This window comes from Pengzhenrongella sicca, from assembly GCF_017569225.1.
In the GTDB taxonomy this organism is placed as follows: domain Bacteria; phylum Actinomycetota; class Actinomycetes; order Actinomycetales; family Cellulomonadaceae; genus Pengzhenrongella; species Pengzhenrongella sicca.
Genome location: NZ_CP071868.1, coordinates 2,524,129 through 2,541,504, shown reverse-complemented (window position 1 = coordinate 2,541,504; position 17,376 = coordinate 2,524,129). Strand labels below are relative to the sequence as shown.

Sequence of the window (17,376 nt, the reverse complement as noted above, 5' to 3'; positions counted from 1 at the left end):
GCGCCCGCGGCCGGCCCCCCTTGTGGACGAGGGCTCGGCCGCGGGCGCGCGCGGTCGGGTGGTGCGTGGTGCGTCAGGCGCGGTGGTCGTCCGCCGCGCGCTGGACCTGCTCGAGCCACGACCGGCGGGTGTCGAGGGCAGCCTGCGCCTCGGTCACCTTGCGCTGGTTCCCGGCGGCCTGGGCGGCGGCGAGATCCGCCTCGAGGCCGGCGATGGCCGCCTCGAGCTGGGCCGCGGCGCCCTCGGCCCGCGCGCGGGTCTCGGGGTTGCCCCGGGTCCACGCGGACGCGTCGGCGTCGCGGATGGCGGTCTCGACGACGCGCAGTCGCGCCTCGACCCGCTGCACGTCGCCGCGCGGCACCTTGCCGGCCGTCTCCCACCGCTCCTGGATGTCGCGGAGCACGACCTTCGCCGCCGCGAGGTCCTTGATCGGCACGAGGCGCTCGGCCTCGACGAGCAGCTGCTCCTTGACCTCGAGGTTCGCCTTGAACTCGCCGTCTGTCAGAGCGGCGGCGGCGTCCCGGGTCGCGAAGAACGCGTCCTGGGCGCCACGGAACCGGGCCCACAGGGCGTCGTCGTCCTTGCGGCTCGCGCGGCCGGCGGCCTTCCACTGCGCCATGAGGTCGCGGTAGGCCGCGGCCGTCCCGCCGAAGTCGGTGCTGGAGGACAGGCGCTCCGCCTCGGCGACGAGGGCTTCCTTCACCGCGCGGGCCTCCGCGTTGCGCGTCTCGAGCTCGGCGAAGAAGTGGCGCCGCTCGCGGTCGAAGGACGTGCGGGCGTGGCTGAACCGCTTCCAGAGGGACTCCTCCGTGGGGCGGTCGATCCGCGGGCCCGACCGCTGGGCTTCCTTCCACTGGTCGAGCAGCACGCGCAGCTGCTCTCCCGCCGGGCGCCACTGGATGCGCTCGGGGTCGGTGCTCGTGATCTTCTCGGCCTGCTCGACGATCTCGGTGCGCGCGAGGACGGCGGCCTCCTTGGCGGCGGCGCGCTCGGCCTCCATCGCGGAGCGGCGCTCGGCCGCGATCGTGCGGATCGCGTCCAGGCGGGAGCGCAGCTCGGCGAGGTCGCCGACGGCGGCCGGCTCGGCGGTCTCCTCGGTCAGCTTGGCGACCGTCTGGTCGATCTCCTTGACCGGCAGGTCCGTCGCGGCCAGGCGCGCCTCGAACAGCACGACCTTGGCCTTGAGGTCCAGGTAGCGGCGCACGTAGAACGCGAGCGCCTCCTCGGCCGTCGCGCCGGGGTACTGCCCGACACTGCGCTCGGCCTCGGTCTCGCCCTGGCCCTCGCGCACGTAGACCGTGCCGTCCTCGTCGACGCGGCCGAACGCCGTCGCGGCGGCCGCTGCGACCGTGTCGAGCGGCGGGAGGATCGCCGCCGACGGCGCGGGCCCGTCGGTCGTCGCGGTGAGCGCGGTCGGGGCCTGGGGGGCGCGCGGCATCGGCCGCGGGACCGGGCGGGGGACGGGTCGCGGCGCCGGCGGCGTGGCCGCGGCGGGCTCGGCCGGCGCGGCGGGCTCGGTGGTTTCGGGCTCGACGGCGACCGGCTCGGCAGCGACCGGCTCGGCAGCGACCGGCTCGGCAGCGACCGGCTCGGCGGCGACCGGCTCGGCAGGTGCGGCCGGCTCGGGCTCGACCGGAGCGGGCTCCGCGGCCTCGACGGGGGGCTGCTCGACCGCGTCAGGCGCTGCCGGCGCGGCCTGGTCGGGGACGATCGCCGCGGGGGCGTTCTCCTCGACCGGCTCGGTGGCGGGGGTGGAATTCTCGGTCACTGGGTCTCAACTCCCTGAATGGTGACGCTGGTGGCGGGGGGACCGTCGGTCTCTCCGCCCTCGACACCGGCGTCAGCGACTGCCGTGACGACGTCCAGGCCGGACGTCATACGGCCGAAAATGGTGTAGCCACCCGCCGAGTCGGCGGGAATGGTCGAGTCCTCGTAGACGAGGAAGAACTGACTGCCCATCGACGCGGCGTCGTCGCCGATGCGCGCCATGGCGATCGTGCCGGCGGGGTACACGTCGTCGGCCGGTGCGTTCTCGACCGGCCCGAACGAGTATCCGGGGCCACCCGTGCCGGCGCCCGTAGGGTCGCCGCACTGGAGCACCTTGATGCCGCCCGTGACGAGCCGGTGGCACGGGGTCGAGTCGAAGTAGCCCTGCTGCGCGAGGCTCACGAACGAGGCCACGGCCTGGGGGGCCGCCGCGCCGTCGAGCTCGATGCCGATGTCGCCCACGCTGGTGCTGATCGTGCCCGTCCAGGTCCGGCCCTCGGCGAACGACGGGTCCGGCAGCGTGTACGTGGCCGTGTCGGCCGCGGGGTCCGCACTGGCGGAGGCGTCTGCGCTCGGGCTGTCGCCCGCGACGTCGGCCTTCCGGCCGTCGAGCACCGCTGCGGTCAGCGCGGTCCCGAGCACGACAAGCAGGACGACGAGCGCCGCGAGGGCCGCCCGGCGCCGCTGCTGGCGCTTGCTGCGCTCAGTCGCGACGTGCTGCTGGTAGCGCTCATAGCGACGGCGCGCGTACTCGCGCTCGCGCTTGCTGGGGGACAACCGAACTCCTCGAGGCTGACGACGCACGACGTCGCTCGTCGCGACACCCGGAACGGGGGACAGTCTAGGCAACTTGGGCGGGGTATCTGTGCGCTGGCACCGCCCGGCGACCGGGCGCCGCGCGGATGCGCGCCACGCGGGCCGGGCCGGGCCGCCGCCGCGCCTCGATAGCCTGGTCGGATGGACGTTCTCACGGCGGTCGCACCCGTCTTCGGCACCAACTGCTACCTCGTGATCGCCGACGACGGCGTGTCGTGCGTCATCGCCGACGTTGGCGCCGGGATCGCGACCCGCGTGCGCACGATCGTGGACTCCCTCGGGCTGCGCCCCGCGGCGGTGCTCGCCACGCACGGGCACGTCGACCACACGTGGGGAGCGGCCGAGGTCAGCGCCGCCTACGGGGTCCCGGTGCTGCTGCACGCGGCGGACGCCTACCGGCTCGCCGACCCGTTCGGCTCGCTCGGGCTCGGCGTGGCGGGCGACGGCACGAGCCACGACCCGGGCGGGCCGCTCGCGCAGGCGATCGCCGCCGCCGGGATCTCGCCCGCGAGCTACCGCGCCCCCGCGGTCGTGGAGACCTTCGGCGCGGCGCCGGACGCGGAGGGGCCGGAGGTGCTCGAGCTCGGCGGCCTGCTGTTCGCTGGGTCGCCGCTGACGGCGCTGCACGCGCCCGGGCACACGCAGGGCGCGACGCTGTACGTCGTCGACGGCGTGGCGGGTCCGACGACGTCGCTGCCGTTCGCCCCCGGCGAGGAGGACCTCGCGCACGGCGCGACCCGCACCGCGCTCACCGGCGACGTGCTGTTCGCCGGCACGATCGGGCGGACCGACCTGCCCGGCGGCGACGGCCGCGCGATGGCCGGGACGCTCGGGCACCTGGCCGGCGCGCTGACGCCCGGCACGATCCTGCTGCCGGGGCACGGACCGGCCACCCGGATGGACCTCGAGCTCAGGCGGAACCCCTACCTGGCAGGATGAGGCCCCATGGCCCGTCCCACCCCCCTGTCCGGATTTCCCGAGTGGCTGCCTGCCGGCCGCACCATCGAGCAGCACATCCTCGACGCGCTCCGGCGCACGTTCGAGCTGCACGGCTTCGCCGGCATCGAGACCCGCGCCGTCGAGCCCCTCGACCAGCTGCTGCGCAAGGGGGAGACCTCCAAGGAGGTCTACGTGCTGCGCCGGCTCCAGGAGGAGCCCGCAGGCGCGCCGGATGCGGCGGCCGATGCGGGCGCGGGCGCCAGCCAGCTCGGGCTGCACTTCGACCTCACCGTGCCGTTCGCCCGGTACGTGCTGGAGAACGCCGGCCACCTCGCTTTCCCGTTCAAGCGCTACCAGATCCAGAAGGTGTGGCGCGGCGAGCGGCCGCAGGACGGCCGGTTCCGCGAGTTCGTGCAGGCCGACATCGACGTCGTCGGCGCGGGTGAGCTGCCGTACCACTACGAGGTCGAGCTGCCCCTGGTGATCGCCGAGGCGCTCGGCTCGCTCGCGGCGCTCGGCGTCCCGCCCGTGCGCATCCTGGTCAACAACCGCAAGGTCGCCGAGGGCTTTTACCGCGGGCTCGGGCTCGAGGACATCGACGGCGTGCTGCGCTGCATCGACAAGCTGGACAAGATCGGGGCCGACGCCGTCGCGCGCGTCCTGGTCGCCGAGACCGGGGCGTCGCCCGAGCAGGCGGCCGCGTGCCTCGAGCTGGCCGCGATCTCCGGTGGCGACGCGAGCGTCGTCGACCGCGTCCGGGTGCTGGCGAAGCGCGAGGGCATCGAGTCCGAGCTGCTCGAGACCGGCCTCGCGGAGCTCGGCGCTCTCGTCACCGCCGCGGCCGAGCGCGCGCCCGGCGTCGTCGTCGCCGACCTGAAGATCGCGCGCGGGCTCGACTACTACACCGGCTCGGTCTACGAGACCGTACTCGTCGGGCACGAGCAGCTCGGCTCGATCTGCTCGGGCGGGCGCTACGACACGCTCGCGACCGACGGCGCGCACACCTACCCGGGCGTCGGCCTGTCGATCGGCGTCTCGCGGCTCGTGTCGCGGCTGCTCGCGGCCGACCTCGTGCGCGTGTCCCGGACGGTGCCGAGCGCTGTCGTCGTCGCGGTGACCAGCGAGGGCAGCCGCTCCGGCTCCGACCGGATCGCCGCCGCGCTGCGCGCCCGCGGCATCCCGGTCGAGGTCGCGCCGACCGCGGCCAAGTTCGGCAAGCAGATCAAGTACGCGGACCGGCGCGGCGTGCCGTTCGTGTGGTTCCCGGGGTCGGCGGCGGCCGTGGCCGAGGACGGGACGCCCGTGGCGGCCACCGCCGACCAGGTCAAGGACATCCGCTCGGGCGCGCAGGTCGAGGCCGACGCCGCGACCTGGGCGCCGCCGGCCGCCGACCTGTGGCCGCGCGTCGAACCCGCGCTCGGCTGAGTCGCGGCCGCGGGTCGGCCCCGGTCAGCGGGGATCGACGGGGCGTTCGAACACCCACTCGAGGCCGTCCTCGTCGTCCCACTGCTCGCCGACCCGTACAAGCCCGGCGCGGCGTACGAGCGCCAGCGACGCCGCGTTCGTCGGGCTGACGCTCGCCCGGACGACCCGGACGGCCGGCTGCCGGGCGGCGTCGGCGAGCAGCGCGGCGACGATGGCGTGGCCGAGTCCCCGGCCGCGCCGGGTGGGGTCCACCGTGTAGCCGATCTCCACCATGCCGGCGGCGTCGGGCGGCCCGTGGAAGCCGGCGTGCCCGACGGCGACGCCGTCGGCCCGGTCGACCGCGGCGCGGACGTACCAGCCTGCCGACGCCGGGTCGGCCTCGATCTGGCCCAGGCGCCACTGCCACAGCCACGCCTCGTCGGCGAAGAACGCCGGCACGGGGGCGCCGATGAGCCGGCCTGCGAGCTCGAGATCCCTCGTGAGCAGCGCGCGTAGCGCGGCGACGTCAATCACTCGGAGGTCGACGGCAGGCGGCTCGGGGGTGGTCACGCCCGCCACTGTGCCCGCTCGGGCCGGTCCTGCGCACCTCTTGACCTCGGCTCGAACGCGTGTTCGAATGGGCCCATGCGGTGGGACGGGCAGGTGGTGGGCGGGGTCGCGGTGGCGGCCGCCGACGGCGCGCTGCCGGGGCTCGCGCTCGCCGGGCTCGTGCGCAGCGTTCGGACGCCCGACTTCGCCGGCGTCACCTTCCACGAGGTCGCGTGCAAGAGCGCGCTGAACAAGGTCCCGGCCGCCTCGAGCATGCCGTTCCGGTGGACCATCAATCCCTCGCGCGGCTGCCTGCATGCCTGCACGTACTGCTACGCCCGGCCGACGCACGAGTACCTGGACCTTGACGGCGGCACGGACTTCGAGACCCAGATCGTGGTCAAGACGAACATCGTCGAGGTGCTGCGGGCCGAGCTTGCGCGGCCGTCCTGGCGGGGCGAGCACGTCGCGCTGGGCACCAACACCGACCCGTACCAGCGGTCGGAGGGCAGATACCGGCTCATGCCGGGGATCATCGAGGCGCTCGCGCAGGCGCGCACGCCGTTGTCGATCCTCACCAAGGGCACGCTGCTGCGCCGCGACCTCCCGCTGCTCGCCGAGGCCGCCCGCGAGGTCCCGGTCGGCATCGGCGTCTCGCTCGCGGTGCTCGACCACGACCTGCAGCAGTCGGTCGAGCCGGGCACGCCGACGGCGCGGGCGCGGCTCGAGCTGATCCGCGCGGTGCGGGAAGCGGGGCTGCCATGCGGCGTGATGGTCGCGCCCGTGATGCCGTGGCTGACCGATTCGGTCGAACACCTGGACGCGCTGCTCGGCGAGCTCGCCGCCGCGGGCGCGACGGGCGTGACCGTGCTGCCGATGCACCTGCGCGGATCGGTGAAGCCGTGGTTCTTCGGCTGGCTCGCGGCTGAGCGGCCCGAGCTCCTCGCGCGCTATCGGGGGCTGTACGGGCGCGGCGCGTACGTGCCGACCGAGTACAAGGACTGGCTCGGGGCGCGGGTGGCCCCGCTGCTGCGCACTCACGGCTTTGCCGCGCACGCCGAGTGGGAGGCCGCCGGCGGGCTCCGGTCCGAGGAGGGCGCGTACCCCGTCGGCAGCATCGTTCGCGGCGCTGGCCGAGGTCGCTCTGGTCCCGTGGCCGGCGTCGGAGCCGTGCCCGGCGTCGGCGGGCCCTTCGGACCCGAGCAGCCGATGCTCTTCTGAGCACTGCTGTGATCCCGGCCGCCGTTTCCCGCGTCGGGCGGCTAGCTGTGCCACCATCGCGCATGGCCGATGCCGATGCCGATGCAGGGCCGCCCACCGTCGTCGTCATCGGGTCCGGCTTCGGCGGGTCGGTCGCGGCGCTCCGGCTCACGGAGAAGGGCTACCGGGTCGTGGTGCTCGAGGCCGGCCGGCGCTTCGCCGACGATGAGTTCGCCTCCTCCTGGCACCCGTGCACGTTCGTCTGGGCGCCCGCACTGGGGTGTTTCGGGATCCAGCGCATCCACCTGCTGCGCGACTGCATGATCCTCGCGGGGGCCGGCGTCGGCGGCGGGTCGCTGGTGTATGCCAACGTGCTCTACCGGCCGCTGCGCCCGTTCTTCGCCGACCCGCAGTGGGCGGCCATCACGGACTGGGAGGGCGAGCTTGCCCCGCACTACGACCAGGCCGCGCGGATGCTCGGCGTGACGACCAACCCGAGCGTGACGCCCGCCGACCGCCTCATGCTGACAGTCGCGACGCGGATGGGCTGCGCCGACACGTTCCGGCCGGCGGACGTGGGCGTGCTGTTCGGCGAGCCGGGACGCACCGTGCCCGACCCGTTCTTCGGCGGCGCCGGCCCGGCCCGGACCGGCTGCACCGAGTGCGGGGAGTGCATGACGGGGTGCCGCGTCGGCGCGAAGAACACGATGACGAAGAACTACCTCCACCTCGCCGAGCGCGCCGGCGCGCGCGTCGTGCCGCTGACCACCGTGACCGAGCTGGTACCCCGGCCCGACGGCACCTGGACCGTCGTCGCGCGCCGCACCGGCCCGGGCGGGCGTCGCGAGCGGGCGGCGTGGCGCGCCGACCAGGTGGTGCTCGCCGCGGGCACGTTCGGGACGCAGCGGCTGCTGCACCGGATGCGCGCCGCCGGCCGGCTGCCCCGCCTCTCGCCGCGCCTGGGCGAGCTGACCCGGACGAACTCCGAGGCGCTGCTCGGGGCGAGCGCGCCGCGCGTCGACCCCGAACGGGACCTGAGCCGCGGCGTCGCGATCAGCTCGTCGTTCTTCCCGAACCCGACGACCCACGTCGAGCCGGTGCGCTACGGCCGGGGGTCGAACGCGATGGCGCTGCTGCAGACCGTGCTGACGGCGGGCGCCCCGCGGTCGGTGCGCTGGCGGTCGGTGATCGCCGGGTACGGGCGCGAGCTACGCCGTCGGCCGGTGGCGACCGTGCGCGCGCTCGCGCCGTACCGGTGGAGCGAGCGCACCACGATCGCGCTCGTGATGCAGGCGCGCGACAACTCGCTGACCACCTCGCTGACCCGCCGCGGTCGCCTGACCAGCCGCCAGGGCGCCGGCGAGCCCAACCCGACCTGGATCCCGGCCGGGCACCGGGCCGCGACGTTGCTGGCGGCCGAGCTCGACGGCGTCGCCGGCGGCTCGTGGGGAGACCTGGTCAACATGCCGATGACGGCGCACTTCATCGGCGGCTGCCCGATCGGGGCGACCGCGGCGGCCGGCGTGCTCGACCCCTACCAGCGCGTGCACGGCTACCCGACGCTGCACGTGCTCGACGGCGCGGCGATCACCGCGAACCTCGGCGTCAACCCGTCGCTGACGATCGTGGCGCAGGCCGAGCGGGCGACCTCGCTGTGGCCGAACGCGGGGGACGCGGACCCGCGCCCGGCACCGGGGGAGCCGTACCGGCGGCTCGATCGGGTGCGCCCGCGGCAGCCGGCCGTGCCGCGCGGAGCGCCCGGCGAGCTGGCTCCCGACCGGTCCCCGCGGAGCGACTGACCGGGCCTCCGCGCGGGGCGGCCGGGCGACCGCAGCCGTTAGGGTTGGGTCGCGCGTGATTCGCGCGGTGACTTCTTGGAAGGACTTCTTTCGTGCTTCGCACCCATTCCGCCGGTTCGCTGCGAACCGAGCACATCGGCCAGACCGTCACTCTTGCGGGGTGGGTCGACCGGCGTCGCGATCACGGTGGGGTCGCCTTCATCGACCTGCGCGATGCCTCCGGCGTCGCCCAGGTCGTCATCCGCGACGAGGCCGTCGCGCACGACCTGCGCAACGAGTACGTCCTGCAGATCACCGGCGAGATCGGCGCGCGGCCGGCCGGCAACGCGAACCCGAACCTCGAGACCGGCGAGATCGAGGTCGTCGCGAGCAACGTCGTCGTGCTCAACGAGTCGGCCGCGCTGCCGTTCCAGGTGTCCTCGTCCGTCGAGGAGACCGTCGGCGAGGAGATCCGCCTCAAGTACCGCTACCTCGACCTGCGCCGGCCCGCGCCCGCGGCCGCGCTGCGCCTGCGCGCCAAGGCCAACGCCGCCGCGCACCGCGTGCTGGACGCGCTCGACTTCGTCGAGATCGAGACGCCGACGCTGACGCGGTCGACCCCCGAGGGGGCCCGCGACTTCGTGGTGCCTGCGCGTCTGTCGCCCGGCTCCTGGTACGCGCTGCCGCAGTCGCCCCAGCTGTTCAAGCAGCTGCTCATGGTCGCCGGCATGGAGCGGTACTACCAGATCGCCCGCTGCTACCGCGACGAGGACTTCCGGGCCGACCGGCAGCCGGAGTTCACGCAGCTCGACGTCGAGATGAGCTTCGTCGAGCAGGACGACGTGATCGCTGTCGGCGAGCAGGTGCTCGTCGCGCTGTGGGACCTCATCGGGTACACGATCCCGACGCCGATCCCCCGGATGACGTTCGCGGACGCGATGGCGCGGTTCGGCTCGGACAAGCCGGACCTGCGGTTCGGCAACGAGCTGGTCGAGCTCACCGAGTACTTCGCCAGCACGCCGTTCCGGGTGTTCCAGGCGCCGTACGTCGGCGCCGTCGTCATGCCGGGCGGGGCGTCGCAGCCGCGCCGCACGTTCGACGCGTGGCAGGACTGGGCCAAGCAGCGCGGCGCGCGCGGGCTCGCGTACGTCACGGTGTCCGACGAGGGCGAGCTGGGTGGCCCCGTCGCGAAGAACCTCTCCGAGACCGAGCGCGCCGGGCTGGTCGCCGCCGTCGGCGCGAAGCCGGGCGACTGCGTGTTCTTCGCCGCGGGCAAGGTCTCCGACGCCCGCGCGCTGCTCGGCGCCGCCCGGCTCGAGATCGGCAAGCGCTGCGAGCTGATCGACGAGAGCCAGTGGGCGTTCGTCTGGGTCGTGGACGCGCCGCTGTTCAAGCCGACGGGCGAGGACGACGACGTCGCCGTCGGCGGCGGCTCGTGGACCGCGGTGCACCACGCGTTCACCTCGCCCACCCCCGAGTGGATCGAGCGGTTCGAGGAGGACCCGGGCAACGCGCTCGCGTACGCGTACGACATCGTGTGCAACGGCAACGAGATCGGCGGCGGCTCGATCCGTATCCACCGCCGCGACGTCCAGGAGCGCGTGTTCGCGATGATGGGCATCGGCGAGGCCGAGGCGCAGGAGAAGTTCGGCTTCCTGCTCGACGCGTTCCAGTTCGGCGCGCCGCCGCACGGCGGAATCGCGATGGGCTGGGACCGGATCCTCACCCTTCTCACGGGCTCGGAGTCGATCCGCGACGTCATCGCGTTCCCGAAGTCCGGCGGCGGCTACGACCCGCTGACCGGCGCCCCCGGGACGATCACGCCCGAGCAGCGCCGCGACGCGGGCGTCGACTTCGTGCCGAAGCCCCCGAAGGTCGCCGCGGCGCCCACGGCGTCGTAGCAGCCACGCCTCGCCGACCCACCCCTCGCCGAGGGCGGGTCGGCGGCGGGGCCGGCTAGAGCTGGTTGAACATCTGGTCGAAGGACGGGGTCGCCGCGTACAGGTCGACCGGGGCGGTGTCCTGGCGCGCGGCCACCATCTCGGCGAGGTCGCGCCCGGCGCGCCGGATGCGCTCGGGGAGCTGGTTCGCGCCGTCGGCGACGCCCGCCCAGTCGTCCGTCGCCGCGAAGACCGAGGTGCGGGCGACGTCGGCGTGCAGGTAGGTGAAAAGCGGCCGCATCGAGTACTCGAGCGCGAGCGAGTGCCGCGGGGTGCCGCCCGTCGCCCCGAGCAGCACCGGCGTCCCGGCGAGGGACTCCTTGTCGAGGATGTCGACGAACGACTTGAACAGCCCCGAGTACGAGGTCGTGAAGATCGGGGTGACCGCGATGAGGCCGTCGGCGCCGGTCACGGACTCGATCACGGCGCGCAGGTCGCCGCTCGGGAAACCGGTCAGCATCGCGTTGACGATCTCGTGGGCGACGTCCCGCAGCTCGAACGTCTCGACGGTCGCGGTGATCCCGCGCTCGCCGAGCTCCGTGACGGTCGCCTCGGTCAGACGGTCGGCCAGGAGGCGGGTCGACGACGGCTGGCCGAGCCCGGCGGAGACGACGGCGATGGTGCGGACGGTCATGGCAGCTTCCTTCACGGTTCGGGTGGAGCGGGTGGAGCGGGTGGAGCGGGTGGAGCGGGTGGTGCGGGTAGAGCGATCGACCGGGGTGACGCGGGTCGCCCGGCGCCCACCCTGGGCGCCGGGTCGAACCTAGGCGCCGGTCGGCGCCGTCGCGACGTCCTGCTCGGCGGTGTGGCCGGTCCAGCGGTCCGCGGCGACGGCGTGCTGCTCGGGAGCGGCCTGCCCGGCGGCGCGGCGAGCCTCGACGAGCGAGGCGTGCGTGGGCGCGTCGGGCACGTGCGCGGGGCGACCCACGGCGAGCTCGCGCCGGAGCACTGGCACGACCTCCCCGCCGAGGATGTCCAGCTGTTCGAGCACGGTCTTCAGCGGCAGGCCGGCGTGGTCCATGAGGAACAGCTGGCGCTGGTAGTCGCCGACGTCGTCGCGCATCGACGCGTACCGGTCGATGACCTCCTGCGGGCTGCCCACAGTCAGCGGCGTCTGCGCGGTGAACTCCTCGAGCGTGGGGCCGTGGCCGTACACGGGCGCGTTGTCGAAGTACGGCCGGAACTGCCGGACCGCCTCCTGCGAGCTCTTGTGCAGGAACACCTGCCCGCCGAGGCCGACGATCGCCTGGTCGGCGGTGCCGTGCCCGTAGTGCTCGAAGCGCTTGCGGTAGTACGCGACCATCGACTTGGTGTGCTCGATGGGCCAGAAGATGTTGTTGTGGAAGAACCCGTCGCCGTAGTAGGCCGCCTGCTCGGCGATCTCGGGGCTGCGGATGGAGCCGTGCCAGACGAAGGGCGCGACGCCATCGAGCGGGCGCGGCGTGGAGGTGAAGCCCTGCAGCGGCGTGCGGAACGTGCCCTGCCAGTCCACGACGTCCTCGTCCCACAGCTTGCGCAGCAGGGCGTAGTTCTCGAGCGCGAGGTTGATGCCCTGCCGGATGTCCTTGCCGAACCAGGGGTACACGGGGCCGGTGTTGCCGCGGCCCATCATGAGGTCGATGCGGCCGTCGGAGATGACCTGGAGCATCGCGTAGTCCTCGGCGATCTTGACCGGGTCGTTCGTCGTGATCAGCGTGGTCGCGGTCGACAGCTGCAGCGTGGTCGTCTTCGCGGCCAGGTAGCCGAGCAGCGTCGTCGGCGACGACGGCACGAACGGCGGGTTGTGGTGCTCGCCCGTGGCGAACACGTCCAGCCCGACCTCCTCGGCCTTCTGCGCGATCGCGATCATCGCTTTGATGCGCTCAACCTCGGTCGGTGTGCGCCCCGTGGTCGGGTCGGTCGTGACGTCCCCGACGGAGAAGATGCCGAACTGCATGGTGTCCCGCCTTAAGTCGATGCGTCTGCATGTACATCGAGCCTAACCACAGACCCCTAGGGAGTATTCCGGTTCCCGGGCGGGTGCTCTCAGTGCGAGATGGCGAGCTTCTCGTACAGGCGCGTCAGGAACGTCGGCGACCACCAGTTCCACTTGCCGAGCAGCGTCATCGTGGCCGGAACCAGGAGCAGCCGCACGAGCGTCGCGTCGATGAGCACCGCGACGGCGAGGGAGAACCCGACCTCCTTGATGACCAGCAGCTTGCCGAACACGAAGCCGGTGAAGACCACGATGATGATCGCCGCGGCCGACGTGATGATGCGGCCCGATCGCTGCAGGCCCAGGCGCACCGCGTCGTCGTTGGAGTACCCGGCGTCGTGCAGCTCCTTGATCCGCGAGAGCAGGAACACCTCGTAGTCCATCGCCAGCCCGAACGCGAACGCGACGACGAGCGCGACGACGTAGGTCTCGATCCCGCCGGTCGAGACGAAGTTGAGCACCCCGGACAGGTTCCCGTCCTGGAACACCCACACGAGCACGCCGAGGGACGCCGCCAACGAGATGATGTTGGTGAGCAGCGCCTTGATCGGGATCACGACCGAGCCCGTCATGAGGAACAGCAGCACGAACGTCGCCAGAACAACGATCCCGGCGGCCCAGGGCAGGCGGTCCACGAGCGCCGCCGTGAAGTCGATCTGCCCCGCGGCTTGCCCGGTCACCCATGTCTGGAAGCCGGGGTCGAGCGCGCGGACGGCGTGCACGACGTCGGCGGCGACAGCGCCGCCGGGGTCGTCCGTGTCCGGCCGGATGCCGATCATGACGTCGGAGCCGATCGCGATCGGCGCGTCCACCGAGGCGACGGAGTCGAGCTCGGCCAGCTCGGCCGTCCAGGCCTGCGCGCTCTCGAGCGTGGTCTGCGCGACGACGACGACGGCGGGCGACGTCGCGGCCGGATAGTTCTCCCCGAGCGCCTGCACGTACTCCCGCTGGGTGCTGCCGAGCGGGAGCAGCTCGGTCGTGGAGTTGCGCAGCGCGAGCTGGGTCAACGGCAGCGCGAGCACCGCGAGGAGGGCGAGCACCCCGCCGAGCACGAGCCACGGGCGGCGCTGCACCCGCGCCGCGAGCCGCGAGAAGGAGCCCTCCTCGGACTGCACGTCGGCGGTGCGGGCGAGGATCGAGCGCAGGCCGGGGATCCGGCTGACGACGCCGGTGCCCATCAACCGCCGCCCGAACAGCGCGAGCATCGCGGGCACGAGGGTGAGCGCGCTGGCCACGGCGATGACGATGACCGCGACGCCCGCGGCCCCGAACGAGCGCAGGATCTGCGGCTGGAACACGATGAGGCCGGCGATGGAGATCGCGACCGTCAGGGCGGAGAAGGCGACGGTCCGGCCCGCGGTCGACATCGTGCGCACGAGCGCGGTGGTGACCGCCCCGTCGCCACGCCGACGCCGGGACGAGGCGCCGTCGTCGGCGTCCAGGAGGCGGTGGAGCTCCTCGCGGAACCGCGAGACGATCAGCAGCCCGTAGTCGATGGACAGGCCGAGGCCGAGGATCGTGACGACGTTGACGACCGAGGAGTCGAGGTCGATCAGGTAGGAGAAGCCGAGCAGGGCGCCGAGCCCGCCCGCGATCGAGGCGATCGCGCCGACCATGGGCATCGACGCCGCCATGAAGCCGCCGAAGACGAGCACCATGATCAGCAGCGCGATCGGCAGCGCGACGGCCTCGCCGGTCGTGAGGTCCTGCTCGACCTGGTCGGTGATGGTGTCGACGATGAGCGTCGTGCCGCCCACGAGGCCCGTCGCCCCGGGGGCGACGTCGGCCAGCTCGGCGGGGACCTGGCCGAGGCGCTCCTCGACCGCGGCAAGGGCGCGCTCGGACTCGGCCTCGTCGAGCCCACGTTCGAGCTCCACGACGACGAGGAAGCCGTCGCCGTCCGCGGCGATCAGCGGGGCGGCGGCCGGGTTGGCCGGGCCGTCCGGCAGCACGAGGGGGTCGATGACGGTCGCGACCCCGGGGATCGCGGCCAGGTCGGTGTGGGCCGCGGTCATCGCGTCCGCGACGCCCTCCGCCTCCGGCGCGGCGCCGGCCAGGACGAGCGTGAGCTGCTCGCCCTGCGTCGAGGCGTCCGCGAGCGTGGAACTGGCGATGTCGCTGTCGGAGCCGGGCACGCCGGGCTCCCCGGTGGTCAGCCGGTCGAACAGGTTCTCGCCGCCCAGGCCGAAGATCGCGAGGCCGAAACCGAGCGCGGTGACCACCGCCCACACGGCGATGGTCCGGAGTGGATGGCGGGCGACGCGGCGACCGAGGCTGGCGAACACGCGGGTCAGCATCGCAGGTGATCGGCTCCGGGGCGCTATCGCCCCGCTGGGGCGGTGGATCACGGGGCTGGTCCGGGGTGTCGGCACGCGTGCGTACGCTCGGGCGCATGGATCTGTTCGACGCAGCCACCACCACCGTGGACGGCCTCCCGACCGCGGCGCCGAACGCCCCGCTCGCGGTGCGCATGCGCCCGGCCTCGATCGCCGAGGTGGCTGGTCAGGGGCATCTGCTCGTCTCGGGCTCGCCGCTGCGCCGGCTCGTCGAGCCCGCCGACGACGCCTCGCGCCGCGCGACCCCGACCTCCGTCGTGCTCTGGGGTCCGCCGGGCACGGGCAAGACGACGCTGGCCTACCTCATCGCCGCGACCTCGAAGCGTCGGTTCGTCGAGCTCTCGGCCGTGACGGCCGGCGTCAAGGACCTGCGCGCGGTGATCGACGACGCGCGGCGCCGGCTCGCGACGCGCGGCGGCGAGACGGTGCTCTTCATCGACGAGGTGCACCGGTTCACCAAGGCGCAGCAGGACGCGCTGCTGCCCGCGGTCGAGAACCGCTGGGTCACCCTCGTGGCTGCCACGACCGAGAACCCGAGCTTCTCGGTGATCTCGCCGCTGCTGTCCCGGTCGCTGCTGCTCACGCTGCGCCCGCTCGAGTCGGCCGACGTGCGCGTGCTCGTGCACCGCGCGATCACCGACGAGCGCGGGCTCGCGGGCGCGATCACCCTCGACGACGCCGCCGAGGAGCACCTGCTGCGCCTCGCCGGCGGCGACGCACGCAAGGCGTTGACGATCCTCGAGGCGGCCGCCGGGGCGGCGTTGTCCGACGGCGCGGGGCCGGCGGGCGGGGCGGGGCTGTCCGACGGCGGGGCCGGCACGGGGCAGGCGGTGGCGGGCGACGCCGTCGTCGTCGACCTGCAGACGATGGAGCGCGCGATCGACGTCGCGGCGGTGCGCTACGACCGCGACGGCGACCAGCACTATGACGTGATCAGCGCGTTCATCAAGTCGATGCGCGGCTCCGACGTGGACGCCGCGCTGCACTACCTGGCCCGGATGATCACCGCGGGGGAGGACCCGCGGTTCATCGCCCGGCGCATCGTGATCGCGGCGTCGGAGGACGTGGGGATGGCGGACCCGAGCGCGCTGCAGACCGCCGTCGCCGCGATGCAGGCCGTCGCGCTCATCGGCATGCCGGAGGGCCGGATCATCCTCGCGGAGGCGGTCGTGCACGTCGCGACGGCGCCGAAGTCGAACGCGTCGTACAACGGCATCAACGCGGCGATCGCGGACGTGCGCGCGGGCAAGATCGGCTCGGTCCCCGCGCACCTTCGCGACGCGCACTACGCCGGCGCGGAGAAGATCGGCCACGGCAAGGGGTACGTGTACTCGCACGACGAGCCGCACGGCGTCGCCGCCCAGCAGTACCTGCCCGACGTCCTCGAGGGCACCCGCTACTACACCCCGAGCGACCGCGGCTACGAACGCCAGGTAACGGACCGCCTAGCGGCGATCCGCGCGATCCTCAACCGCTGACCCGCGAGAATGGGCCGAATCCGCTCGTCTGGCGATCACTTTCGGCCCAAACGTGCGAGCGCTCGGCGGATTTCGCGGAGCACCGCTTCCGGGCGGTCGGTCACGTCGGCCCACGTGAAGCGGAGGACCGTGTGGCCAGCGTTGACGAGGCGGTTCTGTCGGGTCCGGTCCTCTTGGAAGCGCGCCCGACCGTGGTACGCGAACCCATCGATCTCGATCACCAGCCGCTCGGCCTCGAAGAGCACGTCGGCGCGCCCGATCAGACCGTCCTGGTCCCAGACCTGCCGATCGCCGTGCCAACCGGTCAGGCCGGCGGCGCGCAGGATCGCGTGCAGCCGGCGCTCCGCCGGGCCGAGGGCTCCGGCGCGGGCGTCCTGGGCGGCCTGGCGACGGCGGACGTTGCCCCACCACTTCGGTCGCTCGGCGATCGCGCGGTCGAGCTCCTCCGCGGTGATCAGCTCGCGGGTGACCGCCCAGCTCAGCAGGGCGTCTGAATCCGCAGCCGCGAACCGGCCGAGGCAGTCGAACAGCGTGCGGCTGCGCGTCGTGATCAGCGCGATCCCGCTGCGCGTCACGTCGACGGGTTCCAGCTGGAGCTGGTGTGCGCGCAGGTTGTAGCGATCTCGGCGGTGCACCTGGACGCTGACGTGCACGGCGGCGTCCGCCGGGACGGGCAGCCGGTAGATCGCCGCCGCGCTGCCGAGGCACACGACGGCGCGCGGCCACGTCAGGGCAGCACCCTGCGCGCGGGTCCAGGCGGTGATCGCGAGCGTCGCCGGGGCGAGCGCTGCGCCGACGATCAGGTTCCACGTGCCGTTGGTGCGGCGCCGCCGGACCTGCGCGGCCGTCATGCCCGCCGCGCACGCCTGCTCGGACGTGAAGAGACCGCTCTGACGGCGCGCGACCGGCGGCACCCAGTCCCGCGGGAACGTCGTCATCGCCCCACGCTCGCCCGCGCCCGCGCCCGCCGCGACCATCGCCCGCACCCCTGTGCACCCGCGCCCCTCGCCACCGCCCACGGGTCGGCCGCCCGCCGGCTGCCCGACGTTTGGGCCGAATCGGATCGAAAAGCGAGCAGAATCGGCCCAAACGCGGGCGGAGGCGGGGGTGCGGTAGTGTTGCGGGGTTGCTTGGGCGGTTCGCCCATGCTCGACCTGGGGTCTTAGCCGCGCGGAAGCTCGCGCAGGTCGGCCC

The 17,376-nt window shown here is 73.7% G+C and carries 13 protein-coding genes; 6 read left to right on the top strand and 7 right to left on the bottom strand.

From position 1 onward, the window contains the following. Positions 1 to 73: 73 nt before the first annotated feature. Together J4E96_RS11585 and J4E96_RS11580 are read right to left on the bottom strand one after the other, a co-directional pair. Positions 74 to 1,768, bottom strand: coding sequence for a DUF349 domain-containing protein (locus J4E96_RS11585; RefSeq protein ID WP_227422263.1), 1,695 nt, complete (start codon positions 1,766 to 1,768; stop codon positions 74 to 76). Next, complete coding sequence (locus J4E96_RS11580; protein WP_227422262.1) at positions 1,765 to 2,544, bottom strand: peptidylprolyl isomerase; 780 nt, start codon at positions 2,542 to 2,544, stop codon at positions 1,765 to 1,767. Before J4E96_RS11580 ends, J4E96_RS11585 begins: the two co-directional genes overlap by 4 nt. 180 nt (positions 2,545 to 2,724) lie before the next feature. Between J4E96_RS11580 and J4E96_RS11575 the strand changes: the two genes are divergently transcribed. Further along, positions 2,725 to 3,522: an MBL fold metallo-hydrolase gene (locus J4E96_RS11575; protein ID WP_227422261.1), complete on the top strand. Its 798-nt coding sequence runs from the start codon at positions 2,725 to 2,727 to the stop codon at positions 3,520 to 3,522. A gap of 6 nt (positions 3,523 to 3,528) precedes the next feature. After that, entirely contained in the window at positions 3,529 to 4,947 is a 1,419-nt protein-coding gene (hisS, locus tag J4E96_RS11570; RefSeq protein ID WP_227422260.1) for a histidine--tRNA ligase, read from the top strand. A 24-nt stretch (positions 4,948 to 4,971) separates the two neighbouring features. On the opposite strand, the gene J4E96_RS11565 is transcribed toward hisS, so the two are convergent. Next, the gene (locus tag J4E96_RS11565) at positions 4,972 to 5,496 is read right to left on the bottom strand and encodes a GNAT family N-acetyltransferase (protein WP_227422259.1); all 525 of its coding nucleotides are present in this window, start codon (positions 5,494 to 5,496) and stop codon (positions 4,972 to 4,974) included. A 75-nt stretch (positions 5,497 to 5,571) separates the two neighbouring features. Between J4E96_RS11565 and J4E96_RS11560 the strand changes: the two genes are divergently transcribed. The 3 genes from J4E96_RS11560 to aspS all read left to right on the top strand — a co-directional run bounded on the left by J4E96_RS11560 (position 5,572) and on the right by aspS (position 10,354). Beyond that, the gene (locus tag J4E96_RS11560; RefSeq protein WP_227422258.1) at positions 5,572 to 6,696 is read left to right on the top strand and encodes an Rv2578c family radical SAM protein; all 1,125 of its coding nucleotides are present in this window, start codon (positions 5,572 to 5,574) and stop codon (positions 6,694 to 6,696) included. A gap of 62 nt (positions 6,697 to 6,758) precedes the next feature. After that, positions 6,759 to 8,474 (top strand): FAD-dependent oxidoreductase, encoded by a 1,716-nt coding sequence (locus J4E96_RS11555; RefSeq protein ID WP_227422257.1) that lies wholly within the window; start codon positions 6,759 to 6,761, stop codon positions 8,472 to 8,474. 92 nt (positions 8,475 to 8,566) lie between these two features. Beyond that, positions 8,567 to 10,354 carry an aspartate--tRNA ligase gene (gene aspS, locus J4E96_RS11550; protein WP_227422256.1) on the top strand — a complete coding sequence of 596 codons (1,788 nt, stop codon included), beginning with the start codon at positions 8,567 to 8,569 and terminating at the stop codon, positions 10,352 to 10,354. A gap of 55 nt (positions 10,355 to 10,409) precedes the next feature. On the opposite strand, the gene J4E96_RS11545 is transcribed toward aspS, so the two are convergent. The 3 genes from J4E96_RS11545 to J4E96_RS11535 form a co-directional block, all read right to left on the bottom strand. Beyond that, on the bottom strand, positions 10,410 to 11,027 hold the full coding sequence (locus J4E96_RS11545) for an FMN reductase (RefSeq protein ID WP_227422255.1): 618 nt from the start codon (positions 11,025 to 11,027) through the stop codon (positions 10,410 to 10,412). A 129-nt stretch (positions 11,028 to 11,156) separates the two neighbouring features. Further along, the gene (locus J4E96_RS11540; RefSeq protein WP_227422254.1) at positions 11,157 to 12,329 is read right to left on the bottom strand and encodes an LLM class flavin-dependent oxidoreductase; all 1,173 of its coding nucleotides are present in this window, start codon (positions 12,327 to 12,329) and stop codon (positions 11,157 to 11,159) included. A gap of 89 nt (positions 12,330 to 12,418) precedes the next feature. Continuing rightward, positions 12,419 to 14,653 (bottom strand): MMPL family transporter, encoded by a 2,235-nt coding sequence (locus J4E96_RS11535; protein ID WP_319637676.1) that lies wholly within the window; start codon positions 14,651 to 14,653, stop codon positions 12,419 to 12,421. A 107-nt stretch (positions 14,654 to 14,760) separates the two neighbouring features. Between J4E96_RS11535 and J4E96_RS11530 the strand changes: the two genes are divergently transcribed. Beyond that, entirely contained in the window at positions 14,761 to 16,182 is a 1,422-nt protein-coding gene (locus J4E96_RS11530) for a replication-associated recombination protein A (RefSeq protein ID WP_227422252.1), read from the top strand. 35 nt (positions 16,183 to 16,217) lie between these two features. Here J4E96_RS11530 and J4E96_RS11525 read toward each other — a convergent pair whose 3' ends face one another. Next, on the bottom strand, positions 16,218 to 17,120 hold the full coding sequence (locus tag J4E96_RS11525) for a DUF559 domain-containing protein (RefSeq protein WP_227422251.1): 903 nt from the start codon (positions 17,118 to 17,120) through the stop codon (positions 16,218 to 16,220). Positions 17,121 to 17,376 lie beyond the last annotated feature (256 nt).

Coding starts and splice junctions, on each gene's coding strand:
- J4E96_RS11575 (WP_227422261.1), top strand. CDS start 2,725: ATGGACGTTCTCACGGCGGTCGCACCCGTCTTCGGCACCAACTGCTAC.
- hisS (WP_227422260.1), top strand. CDS start 3,529: ATGGCCCGTCCCACCCCCCTGTCCGGATTTCCCGAGTGGCTGCCTGCC.
- J4E96_RS11560 (WP_227422258.1), top strand. CDS start 5,572: ATGCGGTGGGACGGGCAGGTGGTGGGCGGGGTCGCGGTGGCGGCCGCC.
- J4E96_RS11555 (WP_227422257.1), top strand. CDS start 6,759: ATGGCCGATGCCGATGCCGATGCAGGGCCGCCCACCGTCGTCGTCATC.
- J4E96_RS11545 (WP_227422255.1), bottom strand. CDS start 11,027: ATGACCGTCCGCACCATCGCCGTCGTCTCCGCCGGGCTCGGCCAGCCG.
- J4E96_RS11540 (WP_227422254.1), bottom strand. CDS start 12,329: ATGCAGTTCGGCATCTTCTCCGTCGGGGACGTCACGACCGACCCGACC.
- J4E96_RS11530 (WP_227422252.1), top strand. CDS start 14,761: ATGGATCTGTTCGACGCAGCCACCACCACCGTGGACGGCCTCCCGACC.
- J4E96_RS11525 (WP_227422251.1), bottom strand. CDS start 17,120: ATGACGACGTTCCCGCGGGACTGGGTGCCGCCGGTCGCGCGCCGTCAG.